We start from the raw sequence: 24196 nt of genomic DNA on the forward strand, positions 1-24196 counted from the left end.
TCAGTATATTATTCAACTTCTGCACTAAAGTCGTAAGTGCGGAAATATTCAGGAATAGTGTCCTTATTTAAGACATGTACGCCTTTAATACCAAGGGATTGCGCGGCCTTCACATTTTCTTCTATGTCATCAAAGAAGATAGCCTCAGAGGCATCGAACTCCTCCGATTGCAGCACATATTTAAAAATTTCAGGGTCAGGTTTACGCATTCCCAAATCTTGAGATAAATAGAGGAAATCAGAGGAAGCGGCAATTTCAGGATAATGCTGCGGCCAATAGTCTAAATGCAGGCGATTGGTATTCGATAAGACGACAACTCGATGTCCTTGCTCACGCAGGCGTTCCATAATGTCGATAACTTCTTGTCTTAACGAAATAAAAATCGAGTGCCAACCTTCGGCAAAGTCTTCGAAGCTCAGAGTGATCCCGATTTCTTCACAAAGTAGCTCAGCAAACTCTATATCTGAAATTTTTCCACACTCATGTAATTGAAAGATATTCCCAAACGTAAATCGTGATCTGATTTCTTCACTCGGGGTATCGCTGAGTTCAGCCCATTTATCAAAAACACGATTAAAGTCGATATCAATAATCACATTACCCATATCGAAGATATACAGCATAAGTTTTCCTCTTCATTATTAACTAAATTTACTTTAATCATTATTCGTACAGCTGAACAGCCCTAATTAGTGATTATTCGCGTTATTTTGTTAATTTATCAATTGAGCTATCCACATTTAGGATAAATTATAAACAGTGAGAGAGGAAAAACGGATAATAGTGATGAGCTAATAAACAACAAGGGATAATTGAGAATTATAAATATCGGTAAATTGCCTTACACCACATCACTTTTTCAATGTAAGGCAACCACTTAATGCCAACAAATAACGCATTAGTTAGCTTTTAACCTAAGCTAGTTACGGCTTATTTATACTGTTGCTTGATTTCTTGAACGATAGCAAGTCCACGTTTTGATTCTTTTTCTGCTATTTCAGCAGACAAACCAATGTAAGCGCGAGGATCAAGCATTTCCTTAATTTCATCACAACTAAACGCGGCAGTAATAACCTCATTTCTGATTAAGTTAGTATAAAAATCCTCTCCATCTGCGGCGGTTTTAATCGCTTCGTCATACAATAAAGAGTGTGCTTTATCTTTACCTAATTTTTCTGCCATTTTCATCATAACGTATTCAGTATTATCTAATCCCTTGTTTCTTAATACGTTATGTAGCATCCTTTCCTCATGAGGCACGATAGTTCTAGAAAGTTCTTCAGTTCTCAGTAAAATTTCTGTTGTCAGTTCGAGCGCCTCTTCAAGTAGCCCATCAAATAGCATGTATGAGCTACTATCACCTTCATAAGGTCTGACCGCAGAGTACATTCCGACGCTAGGCAACGAATACAATTTTTGAGAATTTGCGATAATACCTTTAGCTAATTTAGGATTAATTTTATGTGGCATCGTGCTACTACCGACGGTACCTTTAGTAAATCCTTCAGAGACTTCCGCAATTTCTTCTAATGTTGTACTGTAAACTTCTTCACCAATTTTATGACAAATATTCGCCATCAACGCTAAATTAGAAATATATTCTAATTTATGGGTGCTAAGATTCCTTGATGGAACCTCCATAGCTTCCATACCTGTAAGTTCAGCGACTCTTTTTTGAACGGCAATACCGACACCGGGCATCGAGTTAAACGCCCCAACTGCACCGCCCATCATGATAGTAAATACACGCTTTTCACACTCTTTCATTCTTTGGTAACAATCGATAAAATCACTTATCCACACGGAGACTTTGTATCCATAAGTAATTGGGATCGCATGACGCCCATGGGTTCTCCCCGCCATTACCATTGTTTTGGTTTTTGATGCTAAGTTTGATAAATTTTCGATAATCTCACTTAAAAGCAACATAAACTTATGATGCACTGTTTTCATCATATACAGCTGTGAACTTTGTTGTATGTTTTGAGTAGTAATCCCGTAATGAATGTATTTACCACTCTCTTCTGAACATGCGTTCACTAAAACCTTTAAAAAAGGCACAAAACCATGACCGATTTTTTGATAAATACGGTTCATTTCTTCAAAATCAATATTCTCAATTTTTGCTTTTTGCTTAATTTCATCAGCTGCTGATTGTGGAATAAAACCTTGCTCAGCTTGAGCTTGAGCTAGCATTGATTCAAACATTAACCAAGTTGAATATTTGGCTTCATTGGATAGCAGCGCTTTTATGCCGCGATCATCAATTGTTTTACTTTTAGAATCATATAACGCTCTCATCATGTATCCCTTCTCTATTTCTTCATCGCTTCATCAACAGCATTTCGCACAAATTCTACTTTCGGTCCATATACAACATGAATATGGTTTGCCGCAGGAAAGAAAAATGCTGTACATCCTGACTCCAACATCAACTCTTTATCAATTACATTGACCTCTGAAATATCAATACGTAGTCGGGTAATACAGTTATCAACATTACGAATATTGTCTTTGCCACCTAACGCTTTAATAAGAAGATCTGCAATTTCGCCATAACGCTTTTCTTTGATTAATGTATTTTTAAGATTACTCGACTCTTCTCTTCCTGGCGTTTTAATATCAAATTTGACAATCGCCCAGCAGAAAATAAAGTACGTGATAACAGCCAAACTCGTTCCAATAATGACTAAGAAAATCCAGTTAGTATTCTCATAGAGCAAACCGAAGATGGTGAAATCAAAAATTGTTCCTCGAATATAGCCAATAGCAACACCAGCTAAAGAGAGCAGAACTGCACCAATGCCGACAATAACCGCGTAGATTAAATATAAGAGTGGTGCAATAAAGACGAAGGTAAATTCTAACGGTTCAGTGACGTTACCTAACATTGCCGTTAATACCATCGTAACTAGCATCGATTTAACTTCAACGCGATTCTCTTTCCTTGATGTCTTATATATTGCAAGAGCAATTGCAGGGAATAAGAATAAAGTCACCAACATTTGTTGTTGAGCCATAAAGCGCGTTAAGCTTGGCATCATTGCCCAATATTCACTATTTGGCCCTTGTTTAAATAACACTTCAGTCATCGCAGGCACAACACCAACAAAGGTTTGCCCATCAATAACGTAAGAACCACCCGCTTCAGTAAATCTAAACAGCACATTCCAAACATGGTGCAAACCGAATGGAATAAACAGTCGTTCACCCGCTGCAGTAAAGAATGGTCCCACAGGACTCAGGATCACCGCTGATAATTTCATTAAACCAAGAACTAATACTTCCCAAATAAACGGTAGAAACGCGCCAACCGCAATCATGAGTCCAATCATGATGATTGAGACTGATTTTTTCCCTGAAAAGAAAGCAAACGCAGTGGGCAGTTCGAGATTATAGAATTTATCCGTTGCCCAAGATGCAATTAGGCCGGTAATAATCCCTCCTGCGGCGCTAATATTCATGGTTTGTATACCTAAAACCTTGATCTGCCCCACTTGCGTCATAATGGCAACATCAGCGAGCTTACCATTGAGCACTAACCAAATATTAATGGTAATTATCAAGGTTAAGTACCCGACAACGGAGGCAAAAACTGCGATTCCTTTATCTCTTTGGCTCATACCATAGGCAACACCCATCGCAAAAAGGAGTGGAATATTGTCAAAAATAACACCTGCAATAGCACGAATACTGACTAATAATGCATTAACGGTTTCATTTCCAAGGAAAGGAAATCGAGCAATCATATATGTTTGAACTAAAGCACCACTGATCCCTAGAATCATACCGATTGGAGCTAAAACGCCAATTGGAAGAAGCAAAGTCCTCCCAAAGCGCTGAATTGAATCACTAAACTTTCTTCTGGCCATATTTTTTCCTTATGACTTAGAATGTAGAAACTATAGGGATACTAGCACTGGGAGTTCAGTGAAATAAATGCTGTTGCGGTTTTAAATGTTATCTCAGGTCATTAATTATGACCTATGTCATTTTGGAGGGTATTTGATTGATTTTTAACTATTTTTTATTTATCAGCGCTGACTTCTTATTTAATGGCTTATTAATATAAAAGAGTGCCACAACTATAATCTAATTATTTGTTATAAAATTTAAATTAAGTTTTCTAATTCGTTTATCAGTAAATCCGCTAAAATAAAAAAGCCTATCCTTGATTTTGTATCATCTTTTTTCGTATCGTAATTATCTGAAAAACAAAATAGAGTATTATTCGCGTAGGTCGTTAATTCATTGGTATGAAAAGCAGTCATACTAATGATATTCGCTTCTTTTAATTGTACAATTTTTGCAGTTTCAATAATTTTTTTGGTTCCCCCTGAGAGAGAGATAAATATCACTGTATCGTCCTTATTGACTAAACGAGTGAAGGTGTCAGACAAATTGTAATCATTAATGAAAAAACAGTGTAACCCCAGCGCAAACAGCAAGTGCTCAAGATAATAGCCAACCGCTTTACTGGTTCCCCTTGTAACAATAAAGATATTTCTAGAGTTGCGCAAAAGCTTAGCGCAATCATGGATCTGCTCTTCATTAATCAAGGTAAAACTTTTAGTAATATTCTTTTCTAATTGTTTTTTATAAGAGGATGAATTAATTTTATCTTTTTTATTTTCCGTTAAAATATGATTACTAATTTGGAACTTAAGCTCTTTAAATCCACTAAATCCTAATTTTTGAGATAAATTAATGATCACCGTTTTTGAGACAAAAGTCTTAGCGACTAATTCATTGATATTTAAGTAAGGAATATCAGCAATATTATCGGTGAGATACTTCAGTACCTTTTTTTCGCTACTCGTTAAAGCATCGTAATTTTTCAAAAAATCCAACATATCTCACCTAATAAATTGAGTATCACAATCCCATCAAAAGCTAGGGGTAGAACATCGTCAACAAGATAAAAGACATATAAACCGTCAATTCATTGATTATACGTTAAATAGTGTATTTAAATAGGACTTGAAATAGCATTCTGTGAGTTACATGAGTAATTAAGTGGAAATATGCATTCGGCCATATTTCAACGATTACTTATCTTTCTCAATCGCTTTGCTTTCCATCGATTCACCATTTCATCAAGAAAGAACAATTTAAGCGCTTTTATCACTAAAATTCCCCCCCAAATGCTAATCAGCCAAATCGGCCAATTTCGATGAGGAGTGAAAAGAAAATTAACAATCAAAATTACACTACAGACTATAATCGCAATAATTATATTTTTAAATAATTTGGCTTCATCCTCTACCCGTTTTTTGGCTAGGGTAATTCGATTATCTAGCTCTGAACTTTCAATCAAGACTTCTGATGAGAGTTCAGACACACTAACATTAAAAACTGAGGCAAGAGCACTAAGCGTCTCTAAACTAGGCGTTTCACCATTTTCGATTCGCTGGATAGTTCTTATACTAAGTGATGACAATTGAGCTAATTGATCTTGAGACCATGCTCTTTGTAATCTCAATATTTTAACTTTATTATTCATAGCAATAGCACCTTAGAGTTAATTGAGTCATTGCTTAAATTAATACATCAATCAGCTATGTAATCGTGACGACAGGAATACGACTTAACGACGACACCATCATGACAATAATATAATTAGTAAAAATAAGCTCATTTATATCTCTGATTGCTATCATTATTACAGCAATGAATACGAAATAACCGCTCTCTAACTTTGTAGCAGTACCTTATTGATTGGGCTCGCTATTAATGTTAATTGAATAAAACTATCATCGTTGATGATAGAAGCCTAGCAGCAATTAATTTAACGATAGACGTAAAAAAGGCACTTCATATTGAAGTGCCTTTTCGTATGTCTAATGACTAAAATTAGTCTTTGCTGCGACCTGAACGACGACGATCATTCTCAGTCAAATGACGCTTACGCAGGCGAATTGACTGTGGAGTCACTTCAACTAGTTCATCATCATCGATAAACTCAAGCGCTTGTTCTAGTGTCATTTTAATTGGTGGTGACAGTGTTGTTGCTTCATCAGTACCTGACGCACGCATGTTAGTCAGTTTTTTACCGGTTAAGCAGTTAACTGTCAGGTCATTTGAACGAGAGTGAATACCGATGATTTGGCCTTCATAAACTTCCGCACCGTGACCTAAGAATAATTTACCGCGATCTTGCAGGCTGTATAGAGCGTAAGCAACTGCTTTGCCCTGACCATTAGAAATCAGAACACCGTTTTGACGGCCGCCGATTTCGCCTGGGCGAACATCATCATAATGGCTGAATGTTGAATACAGTAAACCTGTACCTGAAGTCATTGTCATGAATTCAGTACGGAAGCCAATCAAACCACGGCTAGGAATAACGTAATCAAGACGTACACGGCCTTTACCATCTGGCATCATGTCACGTAGGTCGCCTTTACGCTCACCTAACGCTTTCATGGTATCGCCTTGATGTTGCTCTTCAACGTCTAAAGTCACTTGTTCGAATGGCTCTTGCTTACGACCATCGATTTCACGAATGATAACTTTTGGACGCGAAACAGCTAACTCGAAGCCTTCACGACGCATGTTTTCAATCAGAACAGATAAGTGAAGCTCACCACGACCAGAAACACGGAATGCATCTGGATCTTGAGTTTCTTCAACACGCAGTGCCACGTTGTGAACTAATTCTTTGTTCAGACGATCAAGAATCTGACGTGAAGTCACATATTTACCTTCACGACCACAGAATGGTGAAGTATTGACGCAATAGAACATGCTAACTGTTGGCTCATCAACGGCCAGAGCAGGCAGCGCTTCAACATTACCTGCATTACAGATAGTGTCAGAAATGTTCAATTCACCCAAACCAGTCAGAGCAACGATATCGCCAGCTTCTGCTTGTTGGGAATCGATACGCTCTAGACCTAAGTGAGTCAGAACTTTACCGATTTTACCATTACGTGTTTTACCTTCGCTATCGATAACAGTGACTTGCTGATTAGGTTTTACAACACCGCGTTTAATACGGCCAATACCAATAACACCTAAGTAGCTGTTGTAATCTAGCTGTGAAACTTGCATCTGGAAAGGACCTTCCAGATCAACACTTGGTGGCTCAACATACTTCACGATAGCTTCGTATAGTGGGGTCATGTCTTCAGCCATTTCAGTATGCTCAAGACCTGCAATACCCATCAGAGCTGATGCATAAACAACAGGGAAATCAAGCTGCTCATCCGTTGCACCTAAGTTAACGAATAAGTCGAATACTTGGTCAACAACCCAATCAGGACGTGCACCTGGGCGGTCAACTTTATTGATAACAACAATTGGTTTTAGGCCATTATCAAAAGCTTTTTGTGTTACAAAGCGAGTTTGCGGCATTGGGCCGTCAGTTGCATCAACAACGAGTAGAACGCAGTCAACCATGGACATAACACGTTCAACTTCACCACCGAAATCGGCGTGGCCTGGGGTGTCTACGATGTTGATGTGGTAGCCATTCCATTGAATAGCAGTATTTTTCGCAAGGATTGTAATACCGCGCTCTTTCTCCAAGTCATTGGAGTCCATAACACGCTCATCAACTGTTTCACGTTCACCGAAGGTGCCCGATTGTTGCAGTAATTTACCAACCAGTGTTGTCTTGCCATGGTCAACGTGAGCGATGATGGCGATGTTTCTTAAGTTTTGAATTGACAAGGATTTTTACCGTTTAATTGACAGAAAAGGAATATGCCTTTTGAGTCGTTATTATAGCTCAAAGCATACTTTCTACGTTAATTTGCTGTTATTTTACACGTTTTTCCACACAAGTGGAATAAATGTGAAACTCATCACTGTAAAAAAAGTTTTTAATGAAAAAACATCCAGTTGCATAATAATGCCAGAATATTTTAGAAAATAGCTCATATCAGCACTGAGAAATCACAAAGTGGTAGAATAATACGCTAAAAACTAGATATTAGCAGCCAAAAAAAAGAATAAAAAATAAACTTTCTTTCATTATCACCGTTTTTAATGTCTTTCTTCTATATTTAGATATATCTAAATTGACACTTTCGATATATCTAAATATAGTAATACCACAATATCTTTTTAGATATATCGAAAATATAATAAGGAAATACTATATGCTAATTCATTCTTGTCGTCATGTATATTATTCACATCATGATGAAAACCATCACGGTCATGGCGCTGGCTGCTGCCACAGCGAAAACCGTCACGAACACGGCGAAGGTTGTCATGGTGAAGGTCATCATGGTCGCGGTCACGGTGAAGGCCGTCATGGTCGCGGTCACGACGAAGGCTGTCATGGTGAAGGTCGTCATGGTCGTGGTCACGGCGAAGGCTGTCATGGTGAAGGTCGTCATGGTCGTGGTCACGGCGAAGGCCGCCGCGGTAGAGGTAAAGGCTTGCGTCGTTTATTTGACCATGGCGATCTCCATATCATGGTGCTTTCGTTAGTAGCAAAAAAACCAAGCTATGGCTATGAAATCATTAAAGACATTCAAGAAGCTTCGAATGGCCTTTATGTGCCAAGCCCAGGTGTTATCTATCCAACACTGACACTGCTAGAAGAACAAGGCTTTCTTGAATCGCAAATTGTTGAACGTAATCGTAAAAGTTTCACCCTAACTGCGGAAGGTGCTGAACACCTAGCGCAAAATAAAGATATAGAAACAATGATTACGCGAAAATTAGCAAAAGCTCGCGATATGCAACAAGGCGTCAATTTAACTGAAGACATTGAAATGGCAGTTAGCCGCTTCAAAGCACTACTGCGCCATAAAATGGTTTTAAAACAGTTAAATGAAGAACAAACTCGTCAAATTGCAACGATCATCAATGATGCAGTTAAACAAATTGAAGAAGTAAATACATTACTCACTGACAATGACGACGAATAGTCAAACCGTCACCATTCTCTACTTCTGTAAAACTTCAGCTCTGTGCTCAATCATCAGCACAGAGCTGTTCTTATTTTTGCTCATCCTCTGTTCCGACATCTCTATTACTTAAAAAACCTTCTTTTATACTTCAATTTCAATCTACTAAATATAAAATTGCATTCCTTTTAGAAGTTACTTAATCCAAATTCTGTTTGAAAAAATCGAACGAATATCATTTATGGTGTATATTTTATTGATATTCTTTCATTTAGGAGGTGCACCATGCTAAATATTAATCGCGAGCAAATGTCAAAACTCGCCTCAGAAGAACTCAAAAAACAACGGAATTTACTGATCGTACTTGCTGTATTGCTTTTTGTTGGCGGTATTTTTTGCCTGATCAATCCAATGATCTCAGGTATTGCCGTGAGCGCTATTCTTGGTATTTTATTTATTATGAGTGGCTTAGCGATCCTCGTCAGCACTTTCAGTTCTAGCTTATATTCAGGCTGGTCGAAAATATTCAGTTTCGTCATTGGGGTGGCTTACTGTACTTTGGGCTATTCTTTTATTAAAGACCCGATTCAAAGTTTAGTTCTACTTGCCATTTTTGTTTCTGTCCTGTTTATTATTGGTGGTGTGGTCAGATTATATGTTGGATTTCAACAAATTAAGACATCCAGTGGCTGGGTACAAATTCTCATCGGTATCTTAGACTTCGTGATTGCATTCCTGTTAATTGGCAATGGCCCGCTAACATCAATCACCTTATTAACGACCTTAATTGGTATTGAAATGTTATTCAGTGCTTTTAGCTTATTTACGCTGTTGAGCATTCTCAAAAAGAACCAATCTTAATATTCAAAAAAGGATGCTATTGTTAGTCGCATCCTTTTATTTTTTTATTCGCTTATTCACTTTCAAAAGCGCCCATATTTAATCTTTTCACTACCACTTCATGACACTCAATTCAATATAGTTGGCTTTTTTTCACCATTTTGGTGCACCCCTGAGATTGATCGCACCAATACTGTGCAATCGTTCACCTTTACCAACGCTAATACTTATTATTTCAGCCTAACGATCAGTATTTATTATACTTTATAAAGTTGGCACGATTTTCGCTTATATTAATTGCAGAATTGCAGAGTAATAAAAACTGACACTGCAAAGCCAGACAACCAACAAATACATCAACCCAATATTGTCATTTGTTGATTAGACCCGACCAGGAGAGCCGAGAATGTCCGCTGAACATATTTTATCGTTAATTGAAGAGCACAATGTAAGATTTATTGATTTGCGTTTTACCGACACTAAAGGTAAAGAGCAACACATCACTATCCCTGCTCATCAAGTTGACGAAGACTTCTTTGAAGAAGGCCAAATGTTTGATGGCTCATCATTCGGTGGTTGGAAAGGAATCAATGAATCTGACATGGTATTGATGCCAGATCCGTCAACGGCAATGATCGACCCATTCTTTGCTGATATCACCTTAATTATTCGTTGTGATATTTTAGAGCCAGGCACCATGCAAGGCTACGGCCGTGACCCGCGTTCAATTTCAAAACGTGCTGAAGATTTCCTACGTTCTAGCGGTATCGCTGATGTTGTTCTATTCGGACCAGAACCAGAGTTTTTCGTCTTTGATGATATTCGCTTTGGTAACAGCATGCATAGCAGCTACTACCACATCGATGATATCGAAGGTGCATGGAATACAGGAACTAAATACGAAGGCGGCAACAAAGGCCATCGTCCTTCAGTAAAAGGTGGGTATTTCCCAGTTCCTCCAGTAGATTCATCACAAGACCTACGCTCTGCAATGTGTACTACTATGGAAGATTTGGGCTTGGTAGTTGAAGCTCATCACCATGAAGTTGCAACAGCAGGCCAAAATGAAATCGCAACCCGCTTTAATACAATGACGAAAAAAGCGGATGAAACCCAAGTTTATAAATATGTCGTGCACAACGTTGCACACGCCTTTGGTAAAACGGCAACCTTTATGCCAAAACCATTAGTTGGCGACAACGGTTCTGGTATGCACTGCCATATGTCCCTATCTAAAGATGGTGTTAACCTATTCGCAGGGGACAAATACGGCGGTTTATCTGAAATGGCGCTGTACTATATTGGTGGCATCATCAAGCATGCGCGCGCATTAAACGCATTCACTAACCCAACGACTAACTCATATAAACGTTTAGTCCCAGGCTTTGAAGCACCTGTCATGCTGGCATACTCTGCCCGCAACCGCTCAGCATCTATTCGTATTCCAGTGGTTGCCAGCACTAAAGCACGTCGTATTGAAGTTCGTTTCCCAGACCCTGCGGCTAACCCATATTTAGCGTTCGCAGCACAGTTAATGGCCGGCCTTGATGGCATCATCAATAAGATCCACCCAGGCGATGCGATGGACAAAAACCTGTATGACTTACCACCGGAAGAAGCAAAAGAAATCCCAACAGTGGCAGGTTCATTAGAGGAAGCACTGGCTGAATTGGATAAAAACCGTGAGTTCTTAACTCGTGGTGGTGTATTTACCGACGATGCTATCGATGGCTATATTGAATTACTGCGTAGCGACATCCAACGTGTTCGCATGACGCCACACCCACTCGAATTTGAAATGTACTACAGTGTGTAACACGCCGTTCCACTGCTAGTCTTTGTTGCCGTGAAGCACTTGCCCCATCTATGATGGGGCCTTTTCTCTCTAAATAATAACGGTAACAAAACTAAATTATCGACGTTAAATTGCGGTGTTACTCAGCAAATCAGGTATAATGCACCAAAATAGTGCAGATTAGTGCAGGAGTAGAACCGTATGAAAACCGAACATTTGCCCGCGCCGGAACATATTCTCGATTCACTGCTTAATAGTGTGCTGATACTGGATTATGATTTGGTTATTCACTATGCCAATCATGCCGCATTACAGATCTTAACCCAGAGCCAGCGCAAACTTTATGGTACCCCCTTTCCGCTATTATTCAGCTACTGTTCATTGAATGATGAACTGATGCTAAATAGCTTAAAAGAAGGCCATAGCTTTACTGAAAATGAAATCACATTGGTATTTAATAACCACTCCCATGTGATGTCTCTCAGTGCACAACCTTTTTCTGAACAATTCATTTTAGTTGAACTGTCACTACTCGATAGCCAACGACGCCTTAGCCAAGAAGTTGCCCAAAATGTGCAACAGCTTGCCGCTCGAGAACTTATCCGTGGTCTTGCCCATGAAATAAAAAATCCACTTGGGGGATTACGCGGCGCCGCTCAACTATTATCTAAAGCGCTACCAGACCCTAAACTTAACGAATACACTCAAGTCATTATCGAGCAGGCCGACCGCTTAAGAGCATTAGTCGATAGACTACTTGGCCCACAATATCCAGGTCCGAAAACTCAGCAAAGTATTCACCACATTGTTGAAAATGTGACACGTTTAGTCGCTTTAGAAAAACCGGATGATGTGACGCTAATTCGTGACTATGACCCGAGTTTACCCGACCTAGAACACTACCCTGACCAAATTGAGCAAGTGCTGTTAAATATCACTCGTAATGCATTACAAGCACTTGAGAAAACAGGGGGAACCATCACTTTGCGTACTCGCACCGCATTTCAAGTAATGTTGCAGGGTGAGCGTTATCGATTAGCCGCACGTATTGATATTGAAGATAACGGCTCCGGTATTCCGTTATCTATTCAAGATACCTTATTTTATCCCATGGTCAGTGGGCGACCAGATGGCACAGGTTTAGGACTCTCTATCGCACGCAGTTTAGTTGACCAACACTTGGGCAAAATTGAGTTTACCAGTTGGCCGGGACACACCGAGTTTTCTATTTATCTACCAATCAAAAAATAGGGGATAACCCATGCAACAGGGAAAAATTTGGGTCGTTGATGACGACAGTTCTATTCGCTGGGTATTAGAGCGTGCGTTAAGTAGCGCTGATTTTGATTGTACCTGCTTTGATAGCGCCAATGCCGTACTTACCGCATTAGAAACTGACCTCCCTGATGTGTTGCTATCTGATATTCGCATGCCAGGTACTGATGGTCTAGAACTACTCAATCAACTAAAGCAATCTCATCCCCTGCTACCGATTATAATTATGACGGCACACTCTGACCTTGATGCTGCGGTCAGTGCTTATCAATCAGGGGCATTTGATTATCTACCCAAACCGTTTGATATTGATGAAACCGTCGCCTTAGTGGAACGTGCGTTAAATCATAGCCGCGAGCAAAATCATACCAATCGAGATACTAAACAAAAAGCACCGATTGTCTCTTCCACCATGATAGGTGAAGCCCCTGCTATGCAGGAGGTATATCGTATTATCGGTCGTTTATCTCGCTCATCAATTAGTGTGCTTATTAATGGTGAATCGGGAACTGGTAAAGAATTAGTGGCTCATGCGCTACACCAACACAGCCCACGAGTGAACGAACCGTTTATTGCACTCAATATGGCCGCAATTCCCAAAGACTTAATTGAGTCAGAACTTTTTGGTCATGAAAAAGGCGCTTTTACTGGTGCGACACAAGTTAGACAGGGGCGCTTTGAACAAGCCAATCGGGGCTCTTTATTTTTAGATGAAATTGGTGATATGCCCCTTGATGTTCAAACCCGATTGCTCCGAGTGCTCGCTGAAGGACAGTTTTACCGTATTGGCGGTTATACTCCGGTCAAAGTAGATGTCCGTATTATTGCCGCCACTCACCAAGATTTAGAAAAACGTGTCAAAGAAGGTTTATTTCGCGAAGACCTTTTTCATCGATTAAATGTTATTCGGGTGCAATTACCTCCATTACGAGAGCGTCTTGAAGATATTCCGCGTCTTGCTCACTTTTTTTTGCAAAATACCGCAAAAGAATTGGGTGTTGAAAGTAAAGTACTCCATCCTGATAGTGAAAAAATTCTTCAACGCTATTATTGGTCAGGTAACGTTCGCCAATTAGAAAATGTTTGCCGCTGGTTAACAGTGATGGCGGCAAGCCAAGAGATTTTACCCCAAGATTTACCGGATGATTTATCTGATGAATCACATCCTAAAGCGCATAAATCTGACAATCAGACTCAACACTTAGTACAAACACAACCCGCCTTATCACGAACGCTTAGTAATGACGGGGCTTGGTTTGAGCAATTAGCCCAATGGACAGATAATGCGTTAATTGAAGGCAAAGAAGATTTACTCGCTCAAGCTCTTCCTTTATTGGAGCACACGATGCTAAATTGCGCGCTCAAATACACCAATGGTCATAAACAAGAAGCCGCACGTTTATTGGGTTGGGGTCGGAATACGTTAACACGTAAATTAAAAGAGTTAGGTATAGAGTAATTTTCTCGTCGATAAATGATAATTAGATTGGTGAATATAACCACCAATCTCTTATTTATATCATCGAAATAAGATCTAAGGCTAATCAATGGCTAAAGAAAACAACTAAATTATTAAAATTAAGACTAGATATTGATAGAGCCAAAAACAAAAAAACATTAAATTCTTCATAAATAGATTAGAACATAAAACGCTAAAATAATGAGTTTAACAATGTTCACACTATTTCTACGCTATAATGACAAAAAAAGAATATACATATTCGATATGTACTATAAAATAAAGAAACAACATGTGAATTTAAATTTCAAACAATCACCATATACGAGATAAATAAACACTTAAAATCACCCTACAATTATTAATAGTTTATTATCGTTATTTAACTTAAACAATTACCGCCCCGAAAAACCAAAATATAAATTATCATCTAACTCCTACTTAATTTTAACTCATAATGTGTTTAATAAAATTATAATGTAATTATTAAATTTAATTCTCTTATATTAAACCAATTTCCTCCTGACTTGTTTATTTATAAAAATAGACTCAAAATACACTCCAGTTGAGTAAGTGATTATTCGCACAACTCAATATAATTAAATAAAAACCTTTTTGGAGAGAATTGAATGAAAAAGAACTTACTTGCATCATTAATTGCTGCAACATCTATTTTTGCTGTTAGTAATGTATTTGCAGCGGATGGTACTATCGACTTTACAGGGGAAATCACAGATCAAGCTTGTGAATTAGCAGCAGGCTCAGATGCTTTAAAAGTTAACTTAGGTAAAGTATCCAAAAAAGCACTACCAACTGCGGGAAGTACTGCTGCGGCAACTAAATTCACAATTAAATTAATTAATTGCCCAAGTACCGTTACAGCAGCATCAGTGAAATTTGATGCTGACTCTTATTTAGGTGATGACTCTGTCATTAAAATAAAACAGGATACTGGTGCAGCTACAGGTGTAGGGATCCAGATTACTGATGACGTAAATACTGTCGTACCATTATTTACAGCGTCTAAGACTTATCCACTCAAAGAAAATGTAGAAAATAATTTAGATTTCAGAGCGCGTTATATTGCTAAGACAGATGCAGTCACTGTTGGTCCTGCTAATGGTTCTGCAACATTTACAATTAATTATAACTAAATAATTCATAAGGTTTAAATGGAATTAAACCTTATTTCATATATTTACTGGTGGTGATATGAAACACATTGTCTATTTTTTTATCTCTTTATTGATAGTTATCAATACAGCTCATGCAGGCGTGATCATTGGTGGAACACGTGTTATTTATAACGAAGGCAATAAAGATGTCAGTATTAGTGTTGAAAATCCAGATAAAATCCCTTATTTAATTCAATCGTGGATAGACGGAATTGATGAAAAAAAACAATCGGATTTCACCATAACACCTCCGTTATTTCGTCTCAATGCAGATAAAACTAATGCGCTTAGAATATTTCTAACTGAGAATAAATTACCTAAAGATAGAGAGTCATTATTCTGGCTAAACATAAAGACAATACCAGCCACTGAAAGAACTGAAAACTCGCTACAAATTGCCTTTAAAACACAAATGAAATTAATTTATCGACCAACATCAATAAAAGACGTTAATTTCGTTGAAGAACAAAAAAAATTAATTTGGTCTAAATCGGGAAATAAAATTATCGTTAAAAACCCGACACCCTATTACATGAATTTCCAAAGTATTACATTTAACGGTAAGAAAGCGATTGATATCTCCTATGCGGCTCCATTCTCTACTGCATCATTTGAAATTAATGATACAGCAAGTAATGGCACCGTTAAATGGGAAGTTATTAATGATTATGGTGCGGCATCAGATGCATCGGAAATTAAAATATAGTCTTTATAAACCTAGGCTTTTCTATGAAAACAAATAAAATATGTCTTAGCCTACTTTTATATTTAGGCTATACGGCACCCACTTACGCAGAAAACCTTCCACTTAATAATAAAATGGAAAGTAATACGTATTTTGATCCTGATTTTTTAGAGTTACCAAATAAAGACTCAGTTGATTTAAGCCAATTTGAAAACAATGAACAATTACCTGGAAATTACTACGTTGATATTTACATCAACACAAATTTAATTGGTGCAACAAATCTTAAATTTAATAAAGGTAACAATAACGAATTGACACCTTGTTTATCAATTGCTGATTTAAAAAGCTTTGATATTAAAATCGCTGATTATCCTGAACTACAAAATACTCAAAATGGCTGTGCCAATTTATCGGCGATTCCAGATGTAAAAAGTGTATTTGAATTTGATTCACAGCGCCTTTATTTAAGTGTTCCACAAATTGCATTAACAAAAAACCCAAGGGGTTATGTTGACTTAGCCGATATTGATAATGGTATTAATGCATTACTGCTTAATTATAGCTATAGCGGTTCAAAAAACTATGACCGTAAAAAAGGCGGAACTGATACAAACTCAAACTATGTCAATTTAAGACCGGGTTTAAATATCGGCGCATGGCGTTTACGTAACTACACTACATGGTCAAATAGTGATAACCAAACCAATAAATGGGATACCGTTTATACCTATGCCTCACGTGGAATAAACAGCATCAAAAGTCAGTTAACGTTAGGGGATAGTGTTTCACCCTCACAAGTATTTGACAGTGTGCCTTTTCGAGGTGCTCAACTGGCGACAGATGATGATATGTATCCAGAAAGTTTGCGCGGTTATGCCCCAGTAGTACGCGGAATTGCACGCAGTAACGCACAAATTACCATACGTCAAAATGGTTATACCATCTACCAAACCGATGTAGCCGCAGGTCCGTTTGAAATTAATGACTTGTATCCAACTGGGGGAAGTGGTGACTTACATGTCACAATAAAAGAGTCAAACGGCAGCGAACAGGTACAGATTGTTCCCTTTGCCTCACTTCCTGTTTTACAACGTGAAGGTTATTTGTCTTATAGCGCAACTGGTGGGCAATATCGCTCTTATGATAGCCATGTGGATAGGACTCATTTTGCCCAATTCACACTTATCTATGGTTTACCTTATGGCATTACGGCTTATGGTGGGAGCCAAGTCAGTGAAGATTATCAATCCTACTCTATCGGGACAGGACAAAACCTTGGCCGTTTTGGTGCAATATCTATTGATATTACTCATGCAGATTCTAAATTGCGTGAAGACCAGAAAGAAAGTGGGCAATCATACCGTTTTCGTTATAACAAAAATTTAAATGATATCGGCACTAACATCGCATTAGCGGGTTATCGTTATTCAACTAAAGGCTTCTATAGTTTATCCGAGGTGTTTGATGGTTTTCGAGATACTGACTACACCCCTGAAATTGAGCGTCGTCGTAATCGTGGAGAAATAACCTTAAGCCAAAACTTGGGTGAAAGTTTCGGTTCAATTTCAGTTGGTTATATCAATGAAGACTATTGGAACAGTGATAGAAAAACACAATCTGCCACGCTAGGTTATAACAATAGCTGGCAAGGTATTAGCTATAGTTTGAATTATACCTATAACAAAAACACGAATAATTATTCTTACTCATCGGACAGTAAAAATAAAAGTGAAGATGACCACCAGTTCGCATTTTCAGTCAACGTACCATTTACTGTATTCGACGATACTTTCTACTATAACTTCAATAGCAATAGTAGCAGCAACAATTCAAGCACAGGCAGCATGGGGGTATCCGCATCCCAATTGAACAATCGCTTAAACTGGAGCATGCAGCAAGGATTTACCAATAAAGACAGTGGCACATCAGGTAATATGAACGCCTCCTATAAAGGTCAATATGGTGAAATATCTGGAGGCAGTGGTTACAGCACAAATAGCTATAATCTTTATTATGGCGCAAACGGTAGCTTAGTCGCTCACTCAGGTGGATTGGTATTAGGCCAGCAACTTGGTGAAACCTCGGCTATTGTTGAGATTCCTAACGCTGGCGATGTCCCTATTATGAATCAAGCCGGTGTGGTGACCAATAATCAAGGCTATGCACTAGTACCGTATGTCAGTGCCTACCGTAAAAACACCATTGATATTGATACCTCTGCGCTACCAAATGACACTGAAATGGACTTAACCAGCCAAAGCGTTTCACCAAGCCGTGGCGCTATCGTGAAAGCAAACTTTGCCGCCAATGTGGGCTATCGTGCCATTATGGTGCTTACTTTCACTGACGGTAAACCGGTACCTTTTGGCGCACAAGCAATATTCAACGTTGAGAGTCAGTTAAATGGCATGGTCGGTAATGACGGTGAATTGTATTTATCTGGCTTAGCAGAAAATGGAAATTTTATTATTCAATATAATGATAAGCAGCGATGCCAAGTAAATTATAACTTAGCTGGTTTATCTAATTATATGGGTTTATATAAAACGACTGCGGTTTGCCAGTAATAGGAAATAGATAGTTATGAAAAAAACAAAATACAAAATTATCCTAGTAATAAGTTTATTTAGCCTTTACTCAGGATATTCTTCTTCTGCATGTGTGCAAAATCCAACTTGGCGTGATATGCAGAAGACGATTCCAAATGAAACAATAAATATACAGTACGATGATACATCGATTAAATTACTAAGTTCGATATCGCTACCGATTTACACTGGAAATTATAATCCAACTAATGGCGTTGATATGAGTTGCGGAGGAAATCAAGTAGGAGTATATCTAACATCAGTGAGTAATGGCATGGCAATAAGTGGAGTTAATGGTATTGGTGTTAGAGCAAGAATTAATTCATTTGGGCCAAATTATTTTTTTCCGGTAAATGGCCCATATACTGATACCACTTGGACATTTTCGAACCTCGGTTGGGTCATTAATATAGAAAAAATTGGTCAGGTGACTTCTGGGGGAGTTATTTCAATAAGGCAATTGGCTAGATTCTACCAACAGAATAAAACAACAGGCACCAACTTTTTCATTTCAACAGTATCATTTTCAAATAACTATAGAATAAATGTACTTAGTTGCTCATTAAAAAATAATCAATCTACTTATAATATCAATATGGGTGACTGGTATGATACTCAATTTAATAACATCGGTGATACCAGTGATATGGTTGATATTCCGATATCACTAACATGCAAAGCAGGAACAAATATTAAAACAACAATTACGAGTAGTGGTGGATATGTTGATGCGGCAACAGGAAAAATTGCACTTTCTGGCACAAACAAAGCGACTGGCGTTGCAATTCAATTATTAGATAAAAATAATCTACCCGTTAAATTAAATACTAAAAATAGTTTGCAAAATAATGTCCCAGCTGGTGATTATCTATTTAATTGGAAAGCGAGGTATATCAAAACGACAAATACCATAACACCTGGAACAGCAAATGCGACAGCTACCGTTAATATTCGCTATGAGTAGGAATAGGCAATGAAAAAATTAACAATAACTTTATCGTTGATAAGTAGTCTATTATTAGTGAGTTTTTATTCATTTACAGCTAATAATATCACTTTAAACTTCACAGGTAATATCAAAGCAGCCACCTGCAACCTTTCTGGTGGTAATAATATCGATATTGATTTTAAACGTTTACCTATTGATCTCTTTAACGCCCCTCAAACGAGTTCAGAATGGAAGCCGTTTAATATTAATTTAAATAATTGTTCCTCTTTTGTGAATCAAATTAAATTAACATTTTCAGGCTCCGCAGATACTACCGATGAAACCAGCTTGTACAAGAATTTAGGTACAGCAAAAAATGTCGCGGTACAACTACAAAATGGGGATGGATCCGTTTTACTTGGTAATCAAAAAGTACTGCAAGTACCACTAAACGGACAAACAGATGCCATTATTCCACTTAGAACTCGTGCATTTAGCTCGTTAGGTAATGTCGTTCCTGGCTCGATATCTGCCAATATTACAGCGACGATCACTTATTTATAAGGACGAATAATAAAATGAAAAAAATATTACTTTCATTATTACTTCTTGCTAGCCCTTTGAGTGCAATTGGGGAAACCGTAAATATCAATATTCATGGTTATATCACTGCAATGCCTTGTGAATTAGTGAAAACTAGCTATTTAATTGACCTAAAAAAAATTAATATTTGGAATATCAAAGATACTCAAAAATCACCTTGGGTTGATTTTTCAGTAAAACTAAAAAACTGCCCTATGGGCACTAATGAAGCCATCATGACCATATCTGGAACACCGGACCTAACCACCGCAGAGTATTTTTTAAATAAAGGTACGGCACAAAATGTTGCGCTAAATCTGGCTAATGGCGCAAATAAAACGACAATCAAGAATGGCGATAAAATTATCACTCCCGTTAATAGCTTAACCCGCAGCGTAGAAATTCCATTTTCAGCCAGAGTTGCAGGCTACGGTAGTGGTATGATGCCCGGTTCATTTAATAGCCACCTCGAATTTACTTTTGTGTACCATTAACCAAATTAGTGTTTTTACTTAACGTATTTTAATCTGTAAGTAGATAGGAGATTATTTAATGCCTGATTTCTATCCCATCTCAAGAGTTATTGGTCACAAGATTACATATCATCGAAAAATGAAAGGAATGTCATTAACCGATTTATCTAAAGTAATAGGCGTTAGTGAACAACAACAATCGAGATATGAAAGAGGAATTAATCGAATTAATTTAGATAAGCTAAATAAGTATGCCAAAGTATTTAATATTAAATTATCTAGCTTTTTCATACTCGACGATAAAGAAAGCGATGAAATTAACGCCTATTTTTTATCGGAAGTAAAAAACATACAGAAATGATTCTTATTTATTGATAACGTATGAAATAACCAGCAGTTTTATTTAATATTTATGTTTTTTTTCTGACGTTATTCGAGCATCAATAAAAGCAAATAGGAACATTGAAATTATTTATTAATTTAATGGCCAAGACCTATTCACGTATAAATGACAATCTGATAGAGTGATAACGTATAGTATTTACCTATGAATTATATTGCATACATTATTTTTCAATTAAAAAACCTCATAAAAACAATCATATCTTGAAGTTTTTATTTCAATGTTATAAATATAAAAGGAATTTACCATGCGAGAAAATTATCCTCTATCTAAAATAGTTGGCAATAATATACTTTATTATCGAAAAATGAAAGGTGTCCCATTAAGGCTAATCTCTAAAGAAATAGGAATCAGTGCACAACAACAATCACGATATGAAAGAGGTATTAATCGAATTAACTTAGAAAGATTAGCACAATACGTTAAATACCTTAAACTAAACTATATTGACTTATTAACTATAAATGATAAGCCATAATTTAATAGGTCATTTAATTAAATAAATAGTGAATTAAAAATAACTAATAGAGGCTTAGATTATGCATAAGAAAATATCAAAACTTGTAGGCTTAAAAATAAGAGCATTGCGAGAAAGTCATGGAATGAGTGCTAAAACATTAAGTCTTTTATTAGGCATTAGCCAACAACACCAATCTCGTTATGAAAATGGTGACGTTAATATACATGTCGATACGATATATCACTTATCTCAAATATTTAATATCGATCCTGTTTATTTTTTTACCGACCTCAGTACCGAAAATAAAATAACAAACGAAGCGCATTGTAAAAAAGATTATTATGCGGCTGAAGCACTTGTCTTTTAACTGTTTATCAACCTACTTGGACATCTAAAAATGTCTATTTATTATAACCGGTGTCAGTTTCATCATGACACCGGCTTATTTCCTCTACTTTGATTCATCCAATAACCAATTCTGAAATATTACCATTGCAGGTGTCATCGGTTTGGATTTCAAACGACTTAACCAATAACCGCCCAGAGTGACGCTAATATTAAATGGTTGAACTAATAATCCAGCACTTAATTCATGTTCAAACATACAACTCGGCACTAGTGCGATACCGTTAGTCATTAACGCCGCCTCAACGATTAAACGCGATGAGTCAAATATAGGGCCTTTAACACGCCATGGCTCAATCTCTGCGGCTAAAAACCATTTCTCCCATTCATCTTTACGATAGGAACGCATAAGTTGATGTTCTTTTAAATCAATTGGGTGTTTGAGCTTATGACCCACTTTTTCTGAACATACCACCGTATGCGCCGTAGAAAATAACGAGATATTTTCTACCAATGGCCAGAGCCCTTCACCAAAACGAATAGCAAAATCAGTTCCTTCCGCAGCTAAATTGACCACGTTATTGTGGGTCATAATACGCAAATCAATGTAAGGATATAAATGAGAAAACCGCTCTAAACGCGGTAATAACCAGCCAACCGCAAAAGTACCGACCACTGAAATACTTAATACCTCGTGATAGTGTCCATCTTCAAATTGCTGTAATAATGATTCAATTTGATCAAAAGAACGGCTTAGTACTGGCAATAATGCGAGTCCCTCATCTGTCAGCGCTAACCCTCTCGGTAAACGAATAAATAATTCTAAACCTAATTGTTCCTCTAGTAAGCGAACCTGCTGGCTAACGGCGGCCTGCGTTACATTCAATTCAAGACCCGCACGTGTAAAATTAAGATGACGAGCCGACGCTTCAAACGCCCGCAAGCCATTAAGTGGAAGCCGGTGACGATAGTTACCTGACATAAGATTTTCTTTTACCTCATCGAATTTTATATCGTTACACATAAAAACCTAAAACACGCATACTAGCCGCCAATAACGCATTGGTAGGTGTTAACAATGTATTTTAAAGTACTTCGAAACAGCTAAATAGTGATTTCCTGTATTTAATTAGCAATAACCTAAACTTTCTCTTTGGATAAATAACCTTATGAAAACTATTTTTCGTCAAGGACGAGTATTTCTCGCCCTAAGTTTGGCTTTTACCTCAATTTCCGCTTTGGCTCTAACGCAACAAGAAATGGATGAGATAATTAAACCATTAATGGAACAACAGCAGATCCCTGGCATGTCAGTCGCGGTTTCCATTGCGGGTAAACACACTATTTACCACTATGGTGTGCAATCAAAACAAACTAAAGTTCCAGTTAGTGATAACACGTTATATGAAATAGGCTCATTATCAAAAACCTTCACCGCCACACTTGCCACTTATGCACAGGGACAAGGAAAGCTCGATTTTTCACAAAAAGTTAGCCATTACATACCTGAACTGAAAAACTCGGCTTTTGATAATGTCACCGTTATGAATCTTGCAACTCATACCTCAGGGCTATCAATATTTGTACCTAATACAGTCACAAACAGCGCTGAGCTAATCCGTTATTATCAACAATGGAAACCTGAGAAAAATATCGGTCAATACCGCTCATATTCAAACTTGGGTGTTGGCTTATTAGGCATTGTGACTGCAAAACAATTAGATATGACATTTTCCGACGCCATGGAAAATCTAATGTTACCTGCACTTGGTCTAAAACATACTTATATTCATGTACCTAAAGACCAACAAAAGAATTATTCGCAAGGTTATAATAAGAAAGACCAACCCGTTAGAGTAACGCCAGAAATATTAGATGCAGAATCTTATGGATTGAAATCGACAGCCAAAGATTTAATTCGTTTTCTAGATATTAATATGCAGGTGACGAAAGTGGCTAAGCCTTGGCTAGAAGCGGCTGAAGATACGCATACAGGTGTTTATTCAACGGATTCTTTCGTCCAAGATATGATGTGGGAAAGTTATCCGTGGCCGGTATCCCTTGCGCAATTGCAGCAAGGTAATAGAAATGAAATGGCGCTTGAGCCACACAAAGTAGAATTAATTCAACCCGCTCTAGCACCTGAAACCCGTGCTTACTATAATAAAACTGGTTCAACCAACGGATTTGCCACCTATGCGATGTTTATCCCCGAAAGCCAAATCGCTGTAGTGATACTTTCCAATAAATGGTATCCAATACCTGAGCGCATATCTGCCACCTATCAGATATTGGAAAAAATAGACCATTAGTTTTGAATC

The 24196-nt window shown here is 37.6% G+C and carries 22 protein-coding genes; 15 read left to right on the top strand and 7 right to left on the bottom strand.

Annotated elements, in window-relative coordinates; translation table 11 throughout:
• Positions 1-8: 8 nt before the first annotated feature.
• From yihX to typA, 6 genes are all read right to left on the bottom strand, one after another.
• A complete protein-coding gene (gene yihX, locus ACTH6U_RS05945; RefSeq protein ID WP_294107132.1) occupies positions 9-623 on the bottom strand; it encodes a glucose-1-phosphatase in 615 nt (204 codons plus the stop codon).
• 307 nt (positions 624-930) lie between these two features.
• Positions 931-2301 (bottom strand): class-II fumarase/aspartase family protein, encoded by a 1371-nt coding sequence (locus ACTH6U_RS05950; RefSeq protein ID WP_441831867.1) that lies wholly within the window; start codon positions 2299-2301, stop codon positions 931-933.
• A 14-nt stretch (positions 2302-2315) separates the two neighbouring features.
• The gene (locus ACTH6U_RS05955; RefSeq protein ID WP_294107131.1) at positions 2316-3872 is read right to left on the bottom strand and encodes a PTS transporter subunit EIIC; all 1557 of its coding nucleotides are present in this window, start codon (positions 3870-3872) and stop codon (positions 2316-2318) included.
• 240 nt (positions 3873-4112) lie between these two features.
• On the bottom strand, positions 4113-4853 hold the full coding sequence (locus ACTH6U_RS05960) for a MurR/RpiR family transcriptional regulator (protein ID WP_441830028.1): 741 nt from the start codon (positions 4851-4853) through the stop codon (positions 4113-4115).
• A gap of 188 nt (positions 4854-5041) precedes the next feature.
• Positions 5042-5503, bottom strand: a complete 462-nt coding sequence (locus tag ACTH6U_RS05965; RefSeq protein WP_441830027.1) for a helix-turn-helix domain-containing protein — start codon at positions 5501-5503, stop codon at positions 5042-5044.
• Positions 5504-5853: 350 nt separating this feature from the next.
• The gene (gene typA, locus ACTH6U_RS05970; RefSeq protein ID WP_441831809.1) at positions 5854-7674 is read right to left on the bottom strand and encodes a ribosome-dependent GTPase TypA; all 1821 of its coding nucleotides are present in this window, start codon (positions 7672-7674) and stop codon (positions 5854-5856) included.
• 431 nt (positions 7675-8105) lie between these two features.
• Between typA and ACTH6U_RS05975 the strand changes: the two genes are divergently transcribed.
• From ACTH6U_RS05975 to ACTH6U_RS06040, 14 genes are all read left to right on the top strand, one after another.
• Entirely contained in the window at positions 8106-8885 is a 780-nt protein-coding gene (locus ACTH6U_RS05975; protein ID WP_441831810.1) for a PadR family transcriptional regulator, read from the top strand.
• 264 nt (positions 8886-9149) lie between these two features.
• On the top strand, positions 9150-9725 hold the full coding sequence (locus tag ACTH6U_RS05980) for an HdeD family acid-resistance protein (protein WP_294107126.1): 576 nt from the start codon (positions 9150-9152) through the stop codon (positions 9723-9725).
• Positions 9726-10110: 385 nt separating this feature from the next.
• Positions 10111-11520, top strand: a complete 1410-nt coding sequence (glnA, locus tag ACTH6U_RS05985; RefSeq protein ID WP_294107125.1) for a glutamate--ammonia ligase — start codon at positions 10111-10113, stop codon at positions 11518-11520.
• A gap of 180 nt (positions 11521-11700) precedes the next feature.
• Positions 11701-12750 carry a nitrogen regulation protein NR(II) gene (glnL, locus tag ACTH6U_RS05990; protein ID WP_441830025.1) on the top strand — a complete coding sequence of 350 codons (1050 nt, stop codon included), beginning with the start codon at positions 11701-11703 and terminating at the stop codon, positions 12748-12750.
• Between the two features lie 10 nt (positions 12751-12760).
• Positions 12761-14233, top strand: a complete 1473-nt coding sequence (gene glnG, locus ACTH6U_RS05995; RefSeq protein ID WP_441831811.1) for a nitrogen regulation protein NR(I) — start codon at positions 12761-12763, stop codon at positions 14231-14233.
• A gap of 629 nt (positions 14234-14862) precedes the next feature.
• Positions 14863-15387, top strand: coding sequence for a fimbrial protein (locus ACTH6U_RS06000; protein WP_294107122.1), 525 nt, complete (start codon positions 14863-14865; stop codon positions 15385-15387).
• 58 nt (positions 15388-15445) lie between these two features.
• A complete protein-coding gene (locus ACTH6U_RS06005; RefSeq protein ID WP_294107121.1) occupies positions 15446-16114 on the top strand; it encodes a fimbrial biogenesis chaperone in 669 nt (222 codons plus the stop codon).
• A gap of 23 nt (positions 16115-16137) precedes the next feature.
• On the top strand, positions 16138-18663 hold the full coding sequence (locus tag ACTH6U_RS06010) for a fimbria/pilus outer membrane usher protein (protein ID WP_441831812.1): 2526 nt from the start codon (positions 16138-16140) through the stop codon (positions 18661-18663).
• Between the two features lie 16 nt (positions 18664-18679).
• Positions 18680-19648 (top strand): fimbrial protein, encoded by a 969-nt coding sequence (locus tag ACTH6U_RS06015; RefSeq protein WP_441831813.1) that lies wholly within the window; start codon positions 18680-18682, stop codon positions 19646-19648.
• Between the two features lie 9 nt (positions 19649-19657).
• Entirely contained in the window at positions 19658-20176 is a 519-nt protein-coding gene (locus ACTH6U_RS06020) for a fimbrial protein (protein ID WP_294107118.1), read from the top strand.
• A gap of 14 nt (positions 20177-20190) precedes the next feature.
• On the top strand, positions 20191-20688 hold the full coding sequence (locus ACTH6U_RS06025) for a fimbrial protein (RefSeq protein ID WP_294107117.1): 498 nt from the start codon (positions 20191-20193) through the stop codon (positions 20686-20688).
• Positions 20689-20746: 58 nt separating this feature from the next.
• The gene (locus ACTH6U_RS06030) at positions 20747-21028 is read left to right on the top strand and encodes a helix-turn-helix domain-containing protein (RefSeq protein WP_336430719.1); all 282 of its coding nucleotides are present in this window, start codon (positions 20747-20749) and stop codon (positions 21026-21028) included.
• Between the two features lie 289 nt (positions 21029-21317).
• Positions 21318-21548: a helix-turn-helix domain-containing protein gene (locus tag ACTH6U_RS06035; RefSeq protein ID WP_294107116.1), complete on the top strand. Its 231-nt coding sequence runs from the start codon at positions 21318-21320 to the stop codon at positions 21546-21548.
• A gap of 61 nt (positions 21549-21609) precedes the next feature.
• Positions 21610-21897 (top strand): helix-turn-helix domain-containing protein, encoded by a 288-nt coding sequence (locus ACTH6U_RS06040; protein ID WP_294107115.1) that lies wholly within the window; start codon positions 21610-21612, stop codon positions 21895-21897.
• An 84-nt stretch (positions 21898-21981) separates the two neighbouring features.
• Here the strand turns inward: ACTH6U_RS06040 and ACTH6U_RS06045 are convergent, their stop codons facing one another.
• A complete protein-coding gene (locus ACTH6U_RS06045) occupies positions 21982-22857 on the bottom strand; it encodes a LysR substrate-binding domain-containing protein (RefSeq protein WP_294107114.1) in 876 nt (291 codons plus the stop codon).
• A gap of 196 nt (positions 22858-23053) precedes the next feature.
• Between ACTH6U_RS06045 and ampC the strand changes: the two genes are divergently transcribed.
• Positions 23054-24187, top strand: a complete 1134-nt coding sequence (ampC, locus tag ACTH6U_RS06050; protein ID WP_441831868.1) for a class C beta-lactamase — start codon at positions 23054-23056, stop codon at positions 24185-24187.
• Positions 24188-24196: the final 9 nt, after the last annotated feature.

This window comes from Providencia sp. (genome assembly GCF_052096715.1).
GTDB lineage: Bacteria > Pseudomonadota > Gammaproteobacteria > Enterobacterales > Enterobacteriaceae > Providencia.